Here is an 18,128-nt window from a genome sequence, read left to right on the forward strand (position 1 = left end):
ATCAAAGGAGAATGAGGCGATGCTGACAATAAGACGCCTGGACATCGATGACGCGGGCAAGTTGATCGCAGGAGCGCGAGCCAAAGCGCAGGAAATCGGCGTACCGATGTGTATTGCCGTCACAGACGAAAGCGGCAACCTCATTGCCTTTGAGCGGATGGATGGTGGCAAGATTACCAGCATCATTTTGGCCATCGACAAGAGTTTCACTGCAACCGGCATCCAAAAAGGAACCGATGCTCTTGGTGAAGCAAATCAGCCAGGCATGGCCGCACACGGAATATCCTCAACGCTGGGTGGGCGAATGGTGACCGTTGCAGGTGGCCTTCCCGTGACGGTCGACGGACAGGTGGTTGGCGGGATCGGTGTCAGCTCGGGCTCGCCAGCTCAGGATCTCGAAGTTGCGCAGGCAGGGGTCACGGCGCTCTGCGAAGCCCAATTGGAAAGAGTTTAAGGAGTCAGATATGACAAAACCCGTCATCGGTTTCATCGGCCTCGGTCTTATGGGCGGTAACATGGCAAAGTGCCTGCAAAACAACAGTTTTGATCTGGTTGTTATGGGTCGGAACAAGGAAGCCGTCGCAGCCACTGTCAACCGCGGTGCTGTAGAGGTTACAACGCCACGCGAGCTTGCTGAAAACAGCGATATCGTGATGCTTTGTGTAACAACATCGGATGTCGTCGAAAGCCTGATCTACGGCGATGACGGCATCCTGGCAGGCATCAAAGATAGTGCTGTGGTCATTGACTTTGGCACCTCGATCCCAGCGTCCACACGCAAAATCGGCACAGACTTGGCCGCAAAAGGTGCTGGTATGATTGATGCGCCGCTGGGACGCACACCCGCGCACGCCAAGGACGGTTTGCTGAACATCATGGCAGCGGGCGATATAGCCACCTTTGAGAAGGTGAAACCTGTCCTGGATGTACTGGGGGAAAATGTCTTTCACCTCGGCGAACTGGGTGCGGGCCATGTGACCAAGCTCATCAACAATTATATGGGCATGACGACAGCTTGCACCATGAGCCAAGCCTTTGCTGTGGCTGAACGCTCAGGGGTAAACAAACAGCAGCTTTTTGACATCATGTCAGCTGGACCGTCCAATTCCCCCTTTATGCAGTTTTGTAAGAACTACGCGGTGGATGGTGTCAGCGATTTGGGGTTTTCGATTAACAACGCCAACAAGGATCTTGGATACTTCCTGAAGCTGGCCGAGGACGTGGGCACTCGTGCCGAGATCGCTGAAGGAACCGCGAACAACCTTCAGGCAGCAGCGGACGCAGGCATGGGCGACGGCAACGTGCCGGAAATCTTCGACTATTTTGCCAAGCTTTAGCGTCAGATCCATCAGTCACGCATAGCAGCACCAATTGAACGGGAAAGAGCAACCATGAGACTTCAGGGAAAGACCGCAATTGTCACGGGTGGTGGCCGCGATATCGGGCGCGCCTGCGCTGTCAAACTCGCCTCCGAAGGGGTAAATGTCGCGGTGAACTACTTCGCCAGTAGTGCCGGCGCCGAGGAAACCGTAGCCGAGATCAAAAAGATCGGTGGACAGGCGTTTGCAATGCAAGGCGACCTGAACAAACCCGAAGAGGTCGATGCGTTGATCGCCAAGACGGTCGATACCTATGGCAGCCTGAATATTCTGGTGAACAATGCCGGAGGTTTGATCGCGCGCAAGAAAATCGCCGAGATGTCGCTTGAGCATTGGCAGGCTGTCATGGATCTCAACCTGACCAGCACGTTTCTTATGGTCAAAGCGGCACTGCTGCATATGAAATCCGGGGCCATTGTAAACATCGCCAGTCAGGCGGGTCGCGACGGTGGTGGCCCGGGTGCGTCGGCTTATGCAACGTCAAAAGGCGGGGTCATGACGCTCACCCGTAGTCTTGCAAAAGAACTGGGTCCGGATATCCGTGTCAACGCAATCTGCCCAGGCATGATCGACACGGATTTCCATAACATCCATACTCCCGATGCAGGCCGTCGGGGGCTAGAAGCTGCTGCGCCGCTCAAGCGGCAAGGCCAGTCTCAGGACGTTGCGAACCTCGTGGCGTTTCTGGCAAGCGAGGACTCGGCTTATCTGACCGGGACCAATGTCGATATCAATGGTGGGATGCTGTTCTCGTGACCACTGCAGAACAGGTTACCTAATTGTCGAACGCTACCGTTTGCCAAACTTCGAAGTACTGGAAACCGGAATATGCGAATTCTCGCGATAGGTGAATGTATGGCCGAAATGGCCCCAACTGACGCGCCAAGCACGTATCAAATGGGGTTCGCCGGAGACACGTTCAATACAGCTTGGTATCTGGCCCAACTCACACCCGAAACGCCCTTGTCCTATTTTACAGCCGTCGGAGATGACGCCATCTCATCACGGATGCTGAGTGTCATGCGCGAAAGCGGGGTCAACACCCAGAAGGTGCGGATCGTGCCAAACCGTTCAGTGGGGTTGTATCTTATCACGCTAAACAACGGGGAACGCAGTTTTACCTATTGGCGCGGCCAGTCGGCCGCACGCCTATTGGCCCAAGACAAGCAAGCACTTGCCCACGCCATGACGCAATCTGATCTCATTTATTTCTCGGGCATCACTCTGGCAATCTTGAACCCTGAAGGGCGCGCTGCCTTGCTTGACGTTGCTCGGTCAGCGCGGCGTGCCGGAAAACGGATTGCCTTCGACCCCAATCTGCGCCCGCATCTTTGGGACAGCCCCTCTGAGATGACCGAGAACATCATGCAGGCGGCCGCCGTTAGCGATATTGCCTTGCCATCATTCGAGGACGAGGCACTTTGGTTCAGCGACATGAACCCCGCGGCCACTTTGCAGCGCTATGCAAGGGCGGGTGCAGAAACGATCGTTGTCAAGAATGGCGCAGAAACGGTCATTTTTCGTACTCGCGGCGCAGAGGGCTCTGTCCATGTTCCGCCTCTGGCCTCGGTTGTGGATACGACTGCTGCAGGCGACAGTTTCAACGCTGGCATTCTGGCGGGGCTGGCAACGGAAAAATCCTTACCTGACAGCATAGCACTGGCCTGCAAACTGGCAGGGCATGTCGTGCAAGGCAAAGGTGCACTTGTTCCCGTCAACCAAAGCCTGCTCGATAGTTGCCAACAGCCTTAGCAGAAGGATCCAGCCCTTGCCGAACCCTCAGCCTGCCGAAACGATCAGACTGCATCCGGATACGCTTGATCGCTTGTCAAAGGTCAGCACAGCGACTGTGGCCACGCTGCTTTACAAACGCGGTTATCAAAACGCCTATGTTCAAGGCGTTGCCCCATTGGGCAAGGGCAAGCCCTCCCTTGTCGGCCCGGCTTTTACACTGCGCTACATTCCTGCTCGGCCTGACACCGACCCGATCGAGGCGTTTCGTGAGCCAGATCACCCGCAGCGCGTGGCCGTGGAAACATGTCCTGAACGCGCGGTATTGGTCATGGATTGTCGGCAGGATGCATCGGCGGCCTCGGCAGGTTCGATCCTTTTGACGCGACTGGAAATGCGCGGAGCAGCGGGCGTTGTCACGGATGGTGGAATTCGCGACGCCGACGGTGCCGCAGCACTTGAGATGCCAGTCTTTGCTGCAAAACCGTCTGCCCCAACCAACCTTACGAAACATCATGCGGTAGATATCGGTTTGCCAATCGGGTGTGGCGGCGTGGCGGTCTATCCTGGTGACATCGTTCTGGGTGATGGCGATGGTGTCATGATTATCCCACGCCACCTCGCCGATGACATTGCGATCGAGGCAGGCCCAATGGAGCTGTTCGAACGCTTCGTTCTGGAAGAGGTGCGAAAAAGCACCCCCGTAATTGGACTTTATCCTGCAACCGACCCAGACGTTCTCGAACGATTTGAGGTCTGGCGCGCGCGGCTCTCTGACTGATGTCTGAATCGCTGCAATGTAGGTTTTGTCAGAAGAACTTGGCTTGAGGCGGGCAAGGGGGCATTCATAGCCTTTGTGGATGGAAAGACGATCACCATTTAAATGCTTCAAAACCAGTCCCGAGATCATCCGCTTTGCGGTGATGCTGTACATCCTTTCCCGCTCTTGCTTCGGAATGTCGAAGATCTGGTGCACGAGCGAGGCATCGACGTGCGCCACGAAACTGTTCGATTTTGGTGGCACAGGTTTGGCCCGATGTTTGCTGCTGATATAAGGCGGAAGCGTGTTCAGCTGCTGCGCGCGTTCTCCAAATGGAAGTGGCACGTTGACGAGGTTTTCGTGAAGGTAAATGGCAAGCGGCATTATATTTGGCGGGCCGTTTATCAGGAAGGCGAGGTACTGGAAGCTGTTGTCACCAAGCGCCAAAACAATGCTGCAGCATTGAAATTCCTTGAGAAATTGATGAAGCGACACGGCAAAGCGGAAACTATCGTCACGGATCTCTTTGCCTCATACAGAGCCGCTCTCAGAGAGCTTGGCGTTACCGAAAAACAAAGGACGAGCAGGTGGCTCAACAACCGCGTCGAGAATTCGCACCTGCCGTTTCGACGACGCGAACGCGTAATGCAGCGGTTCATACGGGTGCGAAGTTTACAGACATTCGCCCCCGTCCATTCCTCCGTCTACAACCACTTTAACGAGGAGCGATCTCACCAGCAGAGATACATTCAAGCTGACCCGCGCCGCCGCCCTTAGCGAGTGGCGTCAACTTTGTTCCGGATAGGTTCGCGGTTTCCGCGGCAAACTGAGGCTAGTTCGAATTAGTCGGAAAACATCTAGGGAAATCCGTTTTCGGTCGGGCGGGCAGCGCGACGCCATTTTTTGCGCCAGAAATCGGATCAATGACGGACGACGCCGCAGCTTAGGTTAAGAATTGCGTCCCTCGCGTGCTGATCCGATGCCAAGGATCAGGTCGGCGCATCGTTCGCCAAGCATCATGGCAGGTGCGTTTGTGTTGCCGGCGTTGATGTCAGGCACTGCGGACATGTCGCAAACCCGTAAGCGCTCGATCCCGCGCACACGCATTCTGGCGTCCAGCACTGCCATTCCGTCGCCGTCCCGACCCATTTTGGCAGTGCCCGCCGGGTGATAGTTGGTTTTTACGAATCTCTTACAATGTGTTCGCAGCGTCTGTTCGTCGTCCGCTATCGGAATGACGATTTCGCGAACCCTTTGAGCAAGCGGGCCCGACGTGAATGCCCGGCGAAAGAACCGCTGCCCCCGGATCATCTCTTGCATGTCGTCTTCATGCTTCAGAAGGTTGGGCGAGACCACTGGCATGGTGTGAGGATCGGCCGAGCGAAGTCGGACCTCTCCGCGTGATTTCGGTTTGACCACGACGGTCGTAACGGTCAGGCCAAAGTCATCCTGCACCTCGTCCAGAGCGTCGCGATCCAGATAAACAATTGGCACGCAAAAGGCTTGGATGGTCGGTTCTCCATCAGGAATCGACGGATTGACAAACGCGCCGGCTTCGACTCCGGCGGAAGTCACCGGTCCGCTGCCGAACAGTTTGAACTGGATGCCGTTGCGAAGCATCCGCCAGCCCTCACCTTGTTTGAAGTATCCGTAGGGACCGTTTGCAAAGGCAGTGATGGGCACTTCGGGGTGGTCGATCAGGTTCTGGCCAACCCCGGGCAATGGGCAGACCAAGGGAATGTCGTGCTCAGCAAGATGTGCCTCTGGTCCGATGCCTGACAGCATGAGGATTTTCGGCGTGACCAGAGCGCCCGCCGCAAGGACAACCTCACCATCGCACCGGACAGTGTGGGCTCCGCGTTTGTCTCGATACTGCACCCCGACGGCCTTTTCGTTTTCGATGATGACTTTGCTGACCGTTGCGCCAAGCCGAATGGTCAAGTTCGGGTTTGTCTCAAGTGGGGCGAGGAAAGCATAGGCTGACGAGCTGCGTTTTCCGGCGCGATTGGTGAACTGATAGAATCCGACACCGCGCTGTGTTGCGCCGTTGAAGTCCGTGTTGAATGGTTCACCAAGGGCCTGCACCGACTGAACGAACCAACGGGACATGTCGTCGATGTACCCCGGATCAGAGACCTGCACCGGGCCGTCGCTGCCATGCAGGTCATTGTGAAGCCTGTTGTTGCCTTCCATCCTTCGGAAATAGGGCAGAACATCGTCCCATCCCCAACTGACCCCGTCGTTGGTGTGTCGTAGCAGGTCGTCCCACGCGTCATAGTCAGAAGGGCGGCCACGCATATAGACCTGCGCATTAACCGACGATCCGCCGCCCAACACATTGGCCTGGGGAATGTCATGCACGCGACCATCCAGGTGATCCTGCGGTTCAGTCTGGTGGTAGGTCATGAACTTGGACCCGTTGATCATCTTGAAGATGCCCGGCGGCATGTCCAGCAACGGATGGCGGTGCGAATGTCCTGCCTCCAGCACCAGAACCCTGCACTTGCCCTGATTGACCAGACGCGCTGCTGCAGCGGCGCCGGCCGAGCCGCCGCCGATGACGATGTGATCGAAGGTTTCCGTCATGATTTTGCCTTCAGGTCCAACGCTTGGGTTCGCTGATCGAGTCGCGCTCGACCAGTTCGCATTCAAGCTTGACCAGGGGGTGCCGCTGACTATCCGTCGGTCCGTGGAACAGCTGTTCAATCACCCAGCGCCCCATCGCCCGGGTCGGAAGAATCATCGAGGTCAGAGGCGGCGACAGGTGGCGCGCAGTTTCGTCATCGTCAAAACCGATCACCGAGATATCTTCGGGAATGGATAGGCCAAGTTCCTTGAGCGCCTCATAGCAACCGATGGCCATGCGGTCATTCTGACAGAAAATGGCGGTTGGCGGAGAGGGCAGGTCCATTAATTCGCGCGTGGCAGCATAGCCTGCGCTGGGTAGCCAGTTGCCTTCGATGACCAAATCTTCGTCAAATGGGATGTCGGCGGAAGCAAGGGCGTTTCTGTAGCCGGTCGTACGCCCCGCGGCACATTCCATGAACGGCTCGCCGGTGATGGTGGCGATTCGCTTGTGCCCGGCCTTGATCAGGGCGTTAGTCGCCGTATGTCCCGCAGCGACTTCGCCGGGGATCACCGCAGGAAAGGTGAGATCGTCGCAAAAGCAGTTCAGCAGCAGAACCGGGGTCGCCGTCTGACGTAGGATATCCGGAACGATCACCCGCCGGGTGAAAACGGTTGCGTAAATGATGCCTGCGACCTGTTGGTCGAGAAAATACCGGAGCGTTCTGGGCTCGACCTCGGGGTCGTTTTGGGTTTCTGCCAGCAATACAAGGTTTCCGGTGTCACGAACGGCCTGTTTCACGCCGTTGAACGCATTTACCATTTCAGGGCTCGACGCCAGATCGTCCACGACGAAAGCGATGGTGCCGTCCAACGCCGCTGGACGACGCGCGCTGTCCTGAGGTTTCCTGAGCTGAGAGGGCATTGCGTATCCAAGCGTTTTCGCGGCATCCAGGACACGTTGCTTCGTGTCCTGGGATATCTTGACGGAATCGTTTTTGTTGAGAACCAGCGATACTGTCGTCTGCGAGCATCCAGCGACGCGCGCAATGTCGTGCATCGTTACGCGCTGCCGGCCTGCGACTCGTCCCACACCCCTGTGCTGCCCAGCTTTATTCGCTTGATCATTCATCGCTCAACCTTTTTGTTCGCATCCTTTTTATCGACTATACGGAGGACGCGCAACTAATATTAGTGAATAGTAATTAATATTAGTGTTGACGAAATAATATTATTAGTGTTTTGATCGATGGTGGGGTCGCCAATGTGGTCTGACCGAGTAAGCGTGGGAGGCGAAATTGCGGTCTGTAGTGGGGGAGTTGGGTCAGGTGGTTCGGCATTCGATGTTCATCGATGGCCGCTTTGCCGACTCTGACGCGGACACGGTTGGTGTCGAGAACCCTGCAAATGAAGAGATCGTTGCGCAAGTTCCAGATGGCGGTGCCGCTCATGCGGATGCGGCCGTCGAGGCGGCCCATCGTGCTTTTGGCTCGTGGTCCTCGCGCCCGGCGATCGAGCGGGCGCGACTGGTTCAGCGGTTGGCCGAAGCCATCCGGATTGACGCCGGGCGTCTGGCCGCTCTGATCACGGTCGAGCAGGGCAAACCCATCACGCAGGCCCGAAGTGAAGTTGATGCCGCTGTTACCTTTCTTTGCCATGCGGCTGAAGAGGCCCGGAGGATTTCGGGTGACATAGTGGCATCGGACAACAAGTCCGAGGAAATCCAGATCCGGCGTCATCCTTATGGCGTTGTTGTTGCGTTGACGGCTTGGAACTATCCGCTGGCATTGGCCGCCAGGAAAGTCGGGCCTGCGCTGGTCGCGGGCAACACTGTTGTTCTGTTGGGACACGAAATCACGCCGCTGTCCGGTCTCGCGATCGCCGAGCTTGCCGAAAAGGTCGGGTTTCCGCCCGGTGTTCTGAATGTTCTGACAGGCAAGGGGCCGGTGGTAGGGCAGCGGTTGGTCGAACACCCCGATACCTCACTGATCACAATGACCGGCAGCACACGAGCCGGTAAAGAGATTTTTCGCGCCGCGGCCGACCGGATCAAGGTTGTCCGGCTCGAGCTTGGCGGCAAGGCGCCGTTCATCGTGATGGAGGATGCGGATATTGACGCTGCTGTTTCGGCCGCCATTGCCGCCCGGTTTGCCAATTGCGGCCAGATTTGCACCTGCAACGAGCGTATGTATCTGCATCGCGGTATTGCGGATCAGTTCTTGGAAAAATTCGTGACAGCAGCCCGCGCATTGTCGATCGGAGATCCGATGGAGGACTGCGACCTGGGGCCCAAAGTCAGCAAGGTCGAAATGACCAAGGTCGCCGAAATCATCCAGCGCAGCATCGCCGAAGGTGCCACGGTCCATCTGGAAGGCGGGCCTTTGACGGACGGCGCGCACCGCGAAGGGCACTGGATGTCCCCAACGGTTCTCGAGGTCTCCGACAACGGCAATGCCGCGATGCAGGAGGAGGTCTTTGGACCCGTGGCGACAGCCATGCGAGTCGATGATTTTGATCAGGCGATAAGTTTTGCGAATGACACGTCATTCGGGCTGTCCGCCTATCTCTTTACGGCATCGCACCGGCGATTGATGGAGGCCCCGAGCCGTTTGAAGTTCGGCGAATTGTACCTGAACCGCTCCAATGGTGAGGCCGTACAGGGATTTCACACCGGTTGGGGTTTGTCCGGGGTTGGGGGCGAAGACGGCGCGTATGGCTTCGATGGCTATCTGAGGAAACAGACGACTTACATGAATTGGGCATGACCTAAAACTCGCGGTCAAAACGGAGGCGACCGCACCAATGGAGGAGGAATAACCATGAAACGCAGAACTCTTTTGATCTCGACGGTTGTCGCGGGTGCGCTGTTGGGCACGACTGCGATAGCGCAGGATCTGCCACCGCTTGAGCAGAAGGATCGCTACAAGGTCGGCTTTGCGCAGATGGAGTCGAACAATCCGTGGCGCATTGCCGAGACAAAATCGTTCCATGACACGGCCGAGGCCTGCGGCTGGGACCTTATCGCGACGGATGCAGCCGGATCTGCAGCAAAGCAGGTTGCGGATGTGGACAGCATGATCGCCCAAGGCATCGACGTTCTGTTCCTGCCCCCGCGGGAAGAAAAGCCGTTGATCCCAGCCGTTATGAAGGCCCGTGCCGCGGGAATCCCGACTTTTTTGGTGGACCGCTCGGTTGATCCGGCCGTTGCCAAGCCGGGCGAGCATTTTGTGGCGTTCCTTGGGTCGGATTTCATTGATCAGGGCAACCGTGCCGCACAGTGGCTGATGGAGAATTTCGACGGCGACAATGGCGTCATCGTCCAGTTGGAAGGCACGACTGGTTCTTCACCTGCAAATGACCGCAAAAAAGGTTTCGACGACGCGATTGCAAGGGATGACCGCTTTGAGATCGTGGCTTCTCAGACCGGTGACTTTGCGCGCGACCTGGGTCGTCAGGTGATGGAAACCCTGCTGCAGGCGCACCCCGATGTGAACGTGGTCTACGCCCACAATGACGAGATGGCAATCGGTGCGATCCAGGCTCTGGAACTGGCCGGCCGCAAGCCTGGCGAGGACGTGACCATCGTTTCGATCGACGGGACACGCGATGCACTTCAGGCTATTATCGATGGCAAGATGGGGGTGACGGTGGAAAGCTCACCCTTCTTCGGCCCTCTGGCTTGTGAAGTCATGAATAAATACGCGGCTGGCGAGGCGATCCCGGAATGGGTGAAAGTCGAAGATCGCATCTTTACCAAGGACAATGCGGCCGATCACATCGACGAAGCCTATTGATTCTCCCTGGTGGGTGGTGCTGGCCTGTGGTCGGCGCCACCTGCAAGCAATCGGAGGAAGACATCTCATGAATGCGCTCGTCTCGATGTCGGGAATTGAAAAGTCCTTTGCCGGCGTGCCGGCACTTAGCCAGGCCAACCTGGAAATCGTGCCCGGCGAGGTTCATGCGCTGATCGGCCAGAACGGTGCGGGCAAATCGACGATGATCAAGGTTCTGACCGGAGTTTACGATCGGGATGCCGGCGACGTTCATCTGGCGGGTGTGCCAAGCCGCATTTCCACTCCGCGCGAAGCGCAGGAATCCGGAATTGCCACCATCTATCAAGAGCTCAACCTGGTGCCGCTGCGGTCAGTGACTGAAAACATCATCATGGGGTACGAGCCCAAACGTCTCGGCTTTCTGGTCGACTGGCGCGAGGGCAACAGGCGCGCACGCGAGGTTCTTACGCGCTTTGGCATAGATATCGACGTGACCGAGCCGCTAGGAAATTTCTCGACAGCGATCCAGCAGTTGGTTGCGATTGCGCGGGCTGTTTCGCTGGATGCGAAACTTGTCATCATGGACGAACCCACGTCGTCGCTGGATGCCAGCGAAGTCGAGGTGCTGTTCGGTGTTGTGCGCGAGTTGAAGAAACAGGGCGTGTCTGTTCTTTATGTTTCGCATTTCCTCGATGAGCTGTTCCAAATATGCGATCGAGTCACAACGATGCGAGATGGGCGCACCGTCAGCACGCGTAACGTCCAGGATACGACCAAACTGGAAATGATCGCGGACATGCTGGGCCGCAACAAGGATGAGATCGCGGCAGACGGTTTGACGGACTTCGCAGGTGCCAAGGCCAAGAAAGGCGATATCGTTTTGCGGGCGGACTCTGTTTCAACAGGCCCGCGGCTGACGCATTTCGACCTCACTCTCCACCGCGGGGAAATCGTTGGGCTGGGCGGATTGCTGGGCTCAGGCCGGACCGAGGCGGCGCGCGCTTTGTTCGGAGTGGACGGGAAACGCAGCGGCGCAATCGAGTTGCATGGCGTGGTCGGGCAACCGTCCGGACCGGGTGACGCGATCGTAAACGGCGTCGGCTTTCTGACCGAAGATCGCAAGGCCGAAGGGATCATTCCAGACATGTCCGTGCGCGAGAACATGACGCTGGCCCTGCTGCCGAAACTGGCCAGTCGTGGTCAAATCGACTTTGCCCGCGAGCGCGAGATTGTTCAGGCCTTTATCGACGATCTGGGCATCAAGGCGGCGCATATGGACCAACCCATTCGCGAATTGTCCGGCGGCAACCAGCAGAAGGTGCTGCTTGCCCGTTGGCTGGCGACGCAGCCCGACATCCTGATACTCGACGAGCCGACCCGAGGCGTGGATGTTGGCGCCAAGCGAGAGATCCAATCGTTCATTCGGTCTTATGTCGAGAAGGGGTTTGGCGTCGTTCTCATCAGTTCGGAATTCGAAGAACTGGTGGAAGGCGCCGATCGCATCGTGGTCATGCACGAGGGACGCTCGGTCAAGGAACTGACCAACCCCGGGGTCACCGAGAACATACTGGTGCGCGCGCTTGCGCATCATGAAGAAGGAACTGGTTCATGGAACGCGCAATGAAGTTGCCGCAACGGGTCGCATCAATGCCCTTCCGCTTTCACGGCGGCATCGCCGCGTTAGTCGCCCTGCTGGTGTTCAACGCGTTTTTCACACCTAATTTCCTGCAACTGCAAACCCTGTTCGTAAATATCAGCCAGGTCGCTACGATCGCCATCGTGGCCATGGGGATGACGCTGGTAATCGCCACGGGTGGGATCGATCTGTCGGTTGGGGCGGTCATGGCGCTGGCGGGGGCGCTTGCTCCGTTGATCTTTCTGTCGGATCTGGGCTCTGCCAATCCGATGCTAGGCGTCACTTTGGCCATTGTCCTGCCGCTGTTCATTGCGGGGCTATGCGGGGTATTCAACGGCGTGATGGTTGCCGTGTTGAACGTGCAGCCCATCGTTGCGACGCTCATTCTCTTCATCTCTGGTCGCGGTATTGCCCAAGTCCTGACGAACGGGAACTTGCAGACGTTTTCAAACCCTTCATTCAGTTATCTTGGAACTGGTAAAGTGCTTGGATTGCCGTTCCAGGGCTGGCTGGCGCTGGCCATTGCCTGTGTGCTGTTTTGGGTGATCACCAGAACCACATGGGGCCGTTACTTGCTGGCCATAGGGGGCAATGAACGCGCGGCCTATCTGTCGGGTGGTCCCGTCCGACGGGTCAAGATCGGGGCCTATGTCATCTGCGCGGTGCTTGCGGGCCTAGCCGGTTTGATCGTGGTTGCAATCAACTCGGCCTCGGACGCCGCGCGCAACGGCAATCTGATGGAGCTTGATGCCATCGCGGCCGCTGTTGTTGGCGGGGCTCTTTTGCAAGGCGGGCGAGCGCCGATCTTTGGTGCCATACTGGGTGCCGTCATCATCCAGTTGGTCAAATATACATTGTTGGCCAACGGGGTAGAGGACGAAGTTGCACTGATCGCCAAGGCCGTCATCATTATCCTGGCCGTTTGGGTCCAGCAGTTTCGGAGGGCTTAATCGATGTTGGATGAAACGGCTTTTGACCTGCGAAAATACCTTCGGCGTAATTCGGCCTCGGTGACGGTTTGGATCGCACTGCTGGCTTTGATTCTGTTCGGGCTGATGCGCTATGACAACTTTGGCAGCGCCTACAATTTCTCGTCTTTCCTGAATTACAACGCGATGTTCATCGCGATTGCGCTGGGCATGTGTTTTGTGATCATGACCGGCGGGATTGATCTGTCGGTCGGATCAGTGGCGGCCTTTACCTCGGTTGTTGCGGCCTATCTCAGCCCGTATGGGATTCAGGTTGCGTTGCCGGGGGCCGTTCTTGCCGGGGTTGGTTTCGGGGCGATCAACGGCTTTTGCATAATCATCCTTCGGATCCCGCCCTTCATCGCCACGCTGGCCACCATGCTGGCCGCAAAAGGCGGCGCATTGGTGATTTCGGGCGCCCAGACAATTTCGGTCGATTGGGGGTCGAACTTCACCAAGCTTGGCATGGGGCAGGCGTTTGGCCTGTTTCCATGGGCAATCGTCATCGTGGCCGGACTGACTCTGGCACTTTGGCTGGTGCTGGAAAGAACCACCATCGGGCGGACCGTCTTGGCGATCGGTGGCAGCGAGGATGCCTCGAACCTCATGGGCCTGAAGGTCAATCGCGCCAAGGCTTTTGGCTACCTGCTGTCGGGTGGCTGTGCGGGGCTGGCCGGAGTCTTTCTGGCCTCGGGTTTTGGAGCTGGGCAACCCCTTGAAGGCATCGGATGGGAATTGTCAGCTATCGCTTCCGTGGTTGTAGGCGGCACTTTGTTGACGGGTGGGATGGGATCGATCCCTGCGACGGTCGCCGGCGCGTTGTTGCTGGGGCTGGTTTTCAACGTTCTAAACTTTGAAAACGGTCAGGGCACCATCAGTTTCAGTGCCTATTGGCAAATGGTCATACGTGGAGGCTTTCTATTTGCGGTCATCCTTTTACAGTCTCGGGTTATTGCCAGGCAGCAGAAGGTCTTGGGTTAATGAATCGCATAGAAAGTGTATCAGCGCGGCTGTTCAACGTTCCGCTCGCAGAGGTCCTGGTCGACGCCAAACATGGGGATCACACGTTTTTTCAATTGATCACGGTCACCATTCAAACCTCGGATGGGGTCGAGGGGGTCGGGTATACCTATACCGGGGGCAAGGGTGGTCACGCCATTCTGGCGATGATCAAGCATGACCTGTCACCGTTCCTTGTTGGACAAGACGCCGAACAGATCGAAAGCCTGTACGATGCCATGCAGTGGCACGTGCACTACGTCGCACGGGGCGGGATCGCCTCGTTTGCCATCTCGGCCGTGGATATTGCACTGTGGGATATTCGCGGCAGAACGCAGAATGCGCCATTGTGGCAGATGGCCGGTGGAGCGTCGAAAAGGTGCAAGGCCTATGCCGGCGGGATCGACCTGAATTTCTCGTTGGAGAAACTGCTGCGTCAGACCGAAGGGTACCTTGCGCGTGGGTTCAACGCAGTCAAGATCAAGGTCGGTCAACCAGACCTGGCCGACGATCTTGCACGTGCCCGGGCGGTGCGCGAGATGCTAGGGCCGGACCGGTTCTTCATGGTCGATGCGAATTACTCTATGAGTGTCGAACAGGCCATCGTCGCTGCCAGAGGGTTCGCCGACTGCGATATCCTGTGGTTCGAGGAACCGACAATTCCAGACGACTACAAAGGTTATGGCCGAATTGTCGAAGCGACGGGCGTTCCCCTTGCCATGGGTGAAAACTTGCACACCATGCACGAATTTGAATACGCCTTTGATGACGCGAAACTGAGTTTTATCCAGCCCGATGCCTCAAACTGCGGTGGAATCACCGGCTGGCTGCGCGTGGCCGCGCTAAGCGCACAACACGGCATTCCGGTTTGCAGTCATGGGATGCAGGAACTGCACGTCAGCCTTGTTTCTGCGCAACCCAACGCAGGGTGGCTGGAAGTACACTCATTTCCGATAGACCAGTACACGACCCGTCCGCTGGTTGTGGAAGACTGTCTGGCCGTAGCCCCGGATACCCCGGGAACCGGAGTGGCGTTCGACTGGGAAAAATTGAATGCGGAACACAAGGAGATGCAATAATGACGACCCAGACGATCTCTGCGGCATACTACAGGGGCGATAAGAGCTTTGCTGTAGAGCAAGCCCAAGCGACTGCTCCGGGCCCAGGCGAGGTTGCCGTTCGCGTTGCCTATTGCGGGATTTGCGGGACGGATATGCACGTCTACCACGGCAACATGGATGCCCGCGTCGGCCTGAACCGGGTGATTGGGCATGAGATGTCAGGTGTCGTCGAAGCGGTGGGCGAGGGCGTCGATACGGTCGAACCCGGCCAGAAGGTCGTTGTCCGACCGCTTGATCACTGCGGAGAATGCCCAGCTTGCAAGCGGGGGCATCAGCATATCTGTCAGAATCTCAAGTTTCTCGGCCTCGACACCGATGGCGCGATGCAAGAGATCTGGACTGTTCCGGCCCACACGTTGCACGTTCTGCCGGATGACTTGCGCATGGATCACGCGGCGCTGATCGAGCCGGTTGCCGTTGCCTGCCACGATGTGCGGCTGTCTGACCTGCAACCTGGAGAGGACGTTGTCGTTATCGGCGGCGGCCCGATTGGCATCCTGGTTGCCATGGTTGCGCGGGACGCGGGTGGAAATGTCGTAATTTCCGAAGTGAATCCGAACCGTCTTGCGATAGCTGAAAAACTTGGCTTTGACACGATCAACCCAACCGAAACCGACCTAGTGTCCACAATCAATGCGCGCACGGGCGACAAAGGGGCAGATGTGGTTTTCGAGGTGTCAGGAACGCAGCCCGGTGTCGATGCAATGACCGCCGTTGCCGCGACTCGGGCCCGGATCGTAATGGTCGCGATTCATGCTCAAAAACCTCAGATAGACCTGTTCCAGTTCTTCTGGCGAGAGCTGCAACTGATCGGTGCTCGGGTCTATGAGCCAGAGGATTACGAGAGAGCCATTGCAGTTGTCGCCTCGGGCGGAGTGGACGCGGATGTTGTGATCACGGACGTCAGCCCACTGGCAGACATCCAGGCCGCGTTCGAAGCACTGGATCGCAGCCCAACCGCGATGAAAAGCCTGATCGAAGTAGGACCGCGTTCATGAGTGTTTTGCAAAGTTTCGACCTGACGGGAAAGACGGCCCTTGTGACCGGGTGCAAACGCGGTATCGGGCGCGGTATGGCTGAAGCATTGGCATCGGCCGGAGCCAATATCATCGGAGTGTCCGCCTCGCTCGAGCTGTCTGGCTCGGATGTCGAAAAAGCCGTGACGGCGATGGGACGCAATTTCCGGGCCTACCAATGCGACTTCTCGGATCGCGCCGCGCTGCATGGGTTCATTGATCAGTTGAGGGCCGACGGACAAATCCCTGATATACTTGTCAACAATGCCGGCACGATCAAACGCAAACCCGCCGCCGAACACCCGGACGACTGGTGGGACGAAGTGATGGAGGTGAACCTGTCCTCGCAGTTCGTTCTGTCACGCGAGATCGGCAAGGACATGCTGGCGCGCGGCTCGGGGAAGATCATCTTCACTGCATCGCTGCTGACATTTCAGGGCGGCATCACCGTTCCGGGCTATGCGGCCTCGAAAGGCGGGATTGGACAGCTGACCAAAGCCTTGGCCAACGAATGGGCCGGGCAGGGCGTAAACGTGAATGCGATCGCGCCTGGCTACATCGCGACCGACAACACCCAAGCCCTGCGGGATGATCCGGTCCGGTCGAAGTCGATCCTGGAACGAACACCCCAAGGCCGTTGGGGTACGCCCGTTGATTTTGCCGGACCGGTGGTCTTTCTGGCCTCTGCTGCGTCGGACTTCGTCAACGGTGAAATCCTTGTAGTCGACGGGGGCTGGATGGGGCGTTAGCACTGCCAACGCTCCATGTCATCCAAGGCATCACCTCCCGATGTAGTGCACCTTCAATCGGCGTGCATTGGGTGCTTCCCGATGTTCGAACAGGTACAGGCTTTGTACGCGACCCAGCGGAAGCTGCCCCTGTTCGACCGGGATCGATACCTGAGTTTGCGTCAACAGCGCCCGCAGATGCGATGGAGCGTTGTCGTCCTCGGTCGGGCGGTGGTGATACTTGCCTGGTGACTTGGGTACGAGTTTCTCGAAGAACGTCTCGATATCCTTGAGCACTTCGGGATCGGCATTGGCCTGCACCAACAGCGCGGCACCGGTGTGGGCGCACCAAAGGGTCAGCAAGCCCGAGACAAATTCGTGTTCGAACACCGCACGCTGAACGATCCCGCTGATGTCGATGAGGGATTTGCCCGGCGTTTCAATGGACAGGTCAAAAAACTGTTGTTTCATCCAGCAGGCCCTTTCCTTGATTTCACGCGAACGCGCCCAGCTTTCTACATCTCACTTGGCATTCAGCAATGGGGGTCAAACTTTTGATTTTGAACGCATATTGACTGCATTTTCATGCAAACAGGCTTTTAAACTGGTCCACACACAGACGAAAACCATCTTCGAAGTTCCCGTTGCCGGGTTGATAAACGCTTTCGAAAGAAATGACGCCATCATAGCCGTCGGATCTGAGCGCGTCCGCGATGGGTTGGAACAAAGGCGCAAGCTGACCTTCCCCCATGCGGCGCACTTCCAGCGTTGCCCGCGGCGTGTCGACCTTTACGTCCTTGATGTGAATGTGACCCAGGTAGCCGCCGCGCAGTTCTTCATAACCGTCTGGGTATGCCAGTTCATGGCACCAGCAGTTGTTTCCGGGGTCCCACAGCACTTTCAAAGAGTCTTTTGCGTCTAACTCGTCAATCAGCTTGCGGGCTGTATAGTTGGAATTGACCAGCGTGCCGTTTCCGGTTTCCACGACAAGCGTCACGCCCTCAGCTCTTGCCAGTTCAACCGCCGGCGCGATCAGCGGCGGCATCGAGTCCCATACCCCATGCGCCACGTTCCACTTCTCGGCGCCGTTTTTTCCCCAGAGTATCTGCTCTTTTCGTTGCGTCATGATCCGAACCAGCGGAGACGCAACAACATGCGCCATGTCGATCACGCGTTTCAAGGCGTCCATATGCCGAGTGTGCAGGTCGTCGCCGGGCCTGTTGGCAGCTGTCATCCCCGCAAAGATATGGCGCGACAGACACGACACAGGCTTGCCCCGGTCGCGCAAAAGCGCGTCGATCTCGGCAATTTCCTGCGGGGAATGGTCTCCGACCTCTGAATCGCCAACGAATTGAAGCTCTGCATAGTCCAGACCGAATTCGTCCATTACGTCCACGGCATGCCGCAGATCGCGGGAAATGCCGTCGCAAATTACACCTAATTTCATGTCCG

17 protein-coding genes and 1 pseudogene are annotated in these 18,128 nt (G+C 57.3%); 14 read left to right on the forward strand and 4 right to left on the reverse strand.

Going from position 1 to position 18,128, the window contains the following annotated elements; all coding sequences use genetic code 11:
- Positions 1-19 precede the first annotated feature (19 nt).
- From AC2FF7_RS03210 to AC2FF7_RS03235, 6 genes and pseudogenes are all read left to right on the forward strand, one after another.
- Entirely contained in the window at positions 20-454 is a 435-nt protein-coding gene (locus AC2FF7_RS03210) for a GlcG/HbpS family heme-binding protein (protein ID WP_170519537.1), read from the forward strand.
- 10 nt (positions 455-464) lie between these two features.
- Entirely contained in the window at positions 465-1,337 is an 873-nt protein-coding gene (locus AC2FF7_RS03215) for an NAD(P)-dependent oxidoreductase (RefSeq protein ID WP_170750424.1), read from the forward strand.
- A 54-nt stretch (positions 1,338-1,391) separates the two neighbouring features.
- Complete coding sequence (locus tag AC2FF7_RS03220) at positions 1,392-2,135, forward strand: SDR family NAD(P)-dependent oxidoreductase (protein WP_170750426.1); 744 nt, start codon at positions 1,392-1,394, stop codon at positions 2,133-2,135.
- A 72-nt stretch (positions 2,136-2,207) separates the two neighbouring features.
- Entirely contained in the window at positions 2,208-3,131 is a 924-nt protein-coding gene (locus AC2FF7_RS03225; RefSeq protein ID WP_480720339.1) for a sugar kinase, read from the forward strand.
- A gap of 16 nt (positions 3,132-3,147) precedes the next feature.
- Positions 3,148-3,891, forward strand: coding sequence for a ribonuclease activity regulator RraA (locus AC2FF7_RS03230; protein ID WP_496905186.1), 744 nt, complete (start codon positions 3,148-3,150; stop codon positions 3,889-3,891).
- 79 nt (positions 3,892-3,970) lie between these two features.
- Positions 3,971-4,675: pseudogene (locus AC2FF7_RS03235) on the forward strand (IS6 family transposase).
- A gap of 143 nt (positions 4,676-4,818) precedes the next feature.
- Here the strand turns inward: AC2FF7_RS03235 and AC2FF7_RS03240 are convergent.
- Positions 4,819-6,456 carry a GMC family oxidoreductase gene (locus AC2FF7_RS03240; RefSeq protein WP_496905187.1) on the reverse strand — a complete coding sequence of 546 codons (1,638 nt, stop codon included), beginning with the start codon at positions 6,454-6,456 and terminating at the stop codon, positions 4,819-4,821.
- Between the two features lie 10 nt (positions 6,457-6,466).
- A complete protein-coding gene (locus AC2FF7_RS03245; RefSeq protein WP_496905188.1) occupies positions 6,467-7,495 on the reverse strand; it encodes a LacI family DNA-binding transcriptional regulator in 1,029 nt (342 codons plus the stop codon).
- Between the two features lie 238 nt (positions 7,496-7,733).
- Between AC2FF7_RS03245 and AC2FF7_RS03250 the strand changes: the two genes are divergently transcribed.
- The 8 genes from AC2FF7_RS03250 (at position 7,734) to AC2FF7_RS03285 (ending at position 16,697) form a co-directional block, all read left to right on the forward strand.
- Positions 7,734-9,200: an aldehyde dehydrogenase family protein gene (locus tag AC2FF7_RS03250; protein WP_496905189.1), complete on the forward strand. Its 1,467-nt coding sequence runs from the start codon at positions 7,734-7,736 to the stop codon at positions 9,198-9,200.
- 54 nt (positions 9,201-9,254) lie between these two features.
- Positions 9,255-10,229, forward strand: a complete 975-nt coding sequence (locus AC2FF7_RS03255; RefSeq protein ID WP_496905190.1) for an ABC transporter substrate-binding protein — start codon at positions 9,255-9,257, stop codon at positions 10,227-10,229.
- 67 nt (positions 10,230-10,296) lie between these two features.
- A complete protein-coding gene (locus tag AC2FF7_RS03260; protein WP_496905191.1) occupies positions 10,297-11,832 on the forward strand; it encodes a sugar ABC transporter ATP-binding protein in 1,536 nt (511 codons plus the stop codon).
- Positions 11,817-12,794 (forward strand): ABC transporter permease, encoded by a 978-nt coding sequence (locus AC2FF7_RS03265; RefSeq protein WP_170750436.1) that lies wholly within the window; start codon positions 11,817-11,819, stop codon positions 12,792-12,794. Before AC2FF7_RS03260 ends, AC2FF7_RS03265 begins: the two co-directional genes overlap by 16 nt.
- A 3-nt stretch (positions 12,795-12,797) precedes the next feature.
- A complete protein-coding gene (locus AC2FF7_RS03270) occupies positions 12,798-13,793 on the forward strand; it encodes an ABC transporter permease (RefSeq protein WP_496905192.1) in 996 nt (331 codons plus the stop codon).
- Complete coding sequence (locus tag AC2FF7_RS03275) at positions 13,793-14,890, forward strand: mandelate racemase/muconate lactonizing enzyme family protein (protein ID WP_170750438.1); 1,098 nt, start codon at positions 13,793-13,795, stop codon at positions 14,888-14,890. Before AC2FF7_RS03270 ends, AC2FF7_RS03275 begins: the two co-directional genes overlap by 1 nt.
- Positions 14,890-15,930, forward strand: coding sequence for a zinc-dependent alcohol dehydrogenase (locus AC2FF7_RS03280; RefSeq protein WP_480869244.1), 1,041 nt, complete (start codon positions 14,890-14,892; stop codon positions 15,928-15,930). The genes AC2FF7_RS03275 and AC2FF7_RS03280 overlap by 1 nt, the downstream gene beginning before the upstream one ends.
- Positions 15,927-16,697, forward strand: coding sequence for an SDR family oxidoreductase (locus AC2FF7_RS03285; RefSeq protein ID WP_058277403.1), 771 nt, complete (start codon positions 15,927-15,929; stop codon positions 16,695-16,697). The genes AC2FF7_RS03280 and AC2FF7_RS03285 overlap by 4 nt, the downstream gene beginning before the upstream one ends.
- Positions 16,698-16,727: 30 nt before the next feature.
- Here the strand turns inward: AC2FF7_RS03285 and AC2FF7_RS03290 are convergent, their stop codons facing one another.
- On the reverse strand, positions 16,728-17,147 hold the full coding sequence (locus AC2FF7_RS03290; protein WP_496905193.1) for a secondary thiamine-phosphate synthase enzyme YjbQ: 420 nt from the start codon (positions 17,145-17,147) through the stop codon (positions 16,728-16,730).
- Positions 17,148-17,259: 112 nt separating this feature from the next.
- Positions 17,260-18,123 carry a sugar phosphate isomerase/epimerase family protein gene (locus AC2FF7_RS03295; protein WP_170750442.1) on the reverse strand — a complete coding sequence of 288 codons (864 nt, stop codon included), beginning with the start codon at positions 18,121-18,123 and terminating at the stop codon, positions 17,260-17,262.
- Between the last annotated feature and the right edge of the window lie 5 nt (positions 18,124-18,128).

It is taken from the genome of Ruegeria sp. YTSC325, assembly GCF_059609525.1.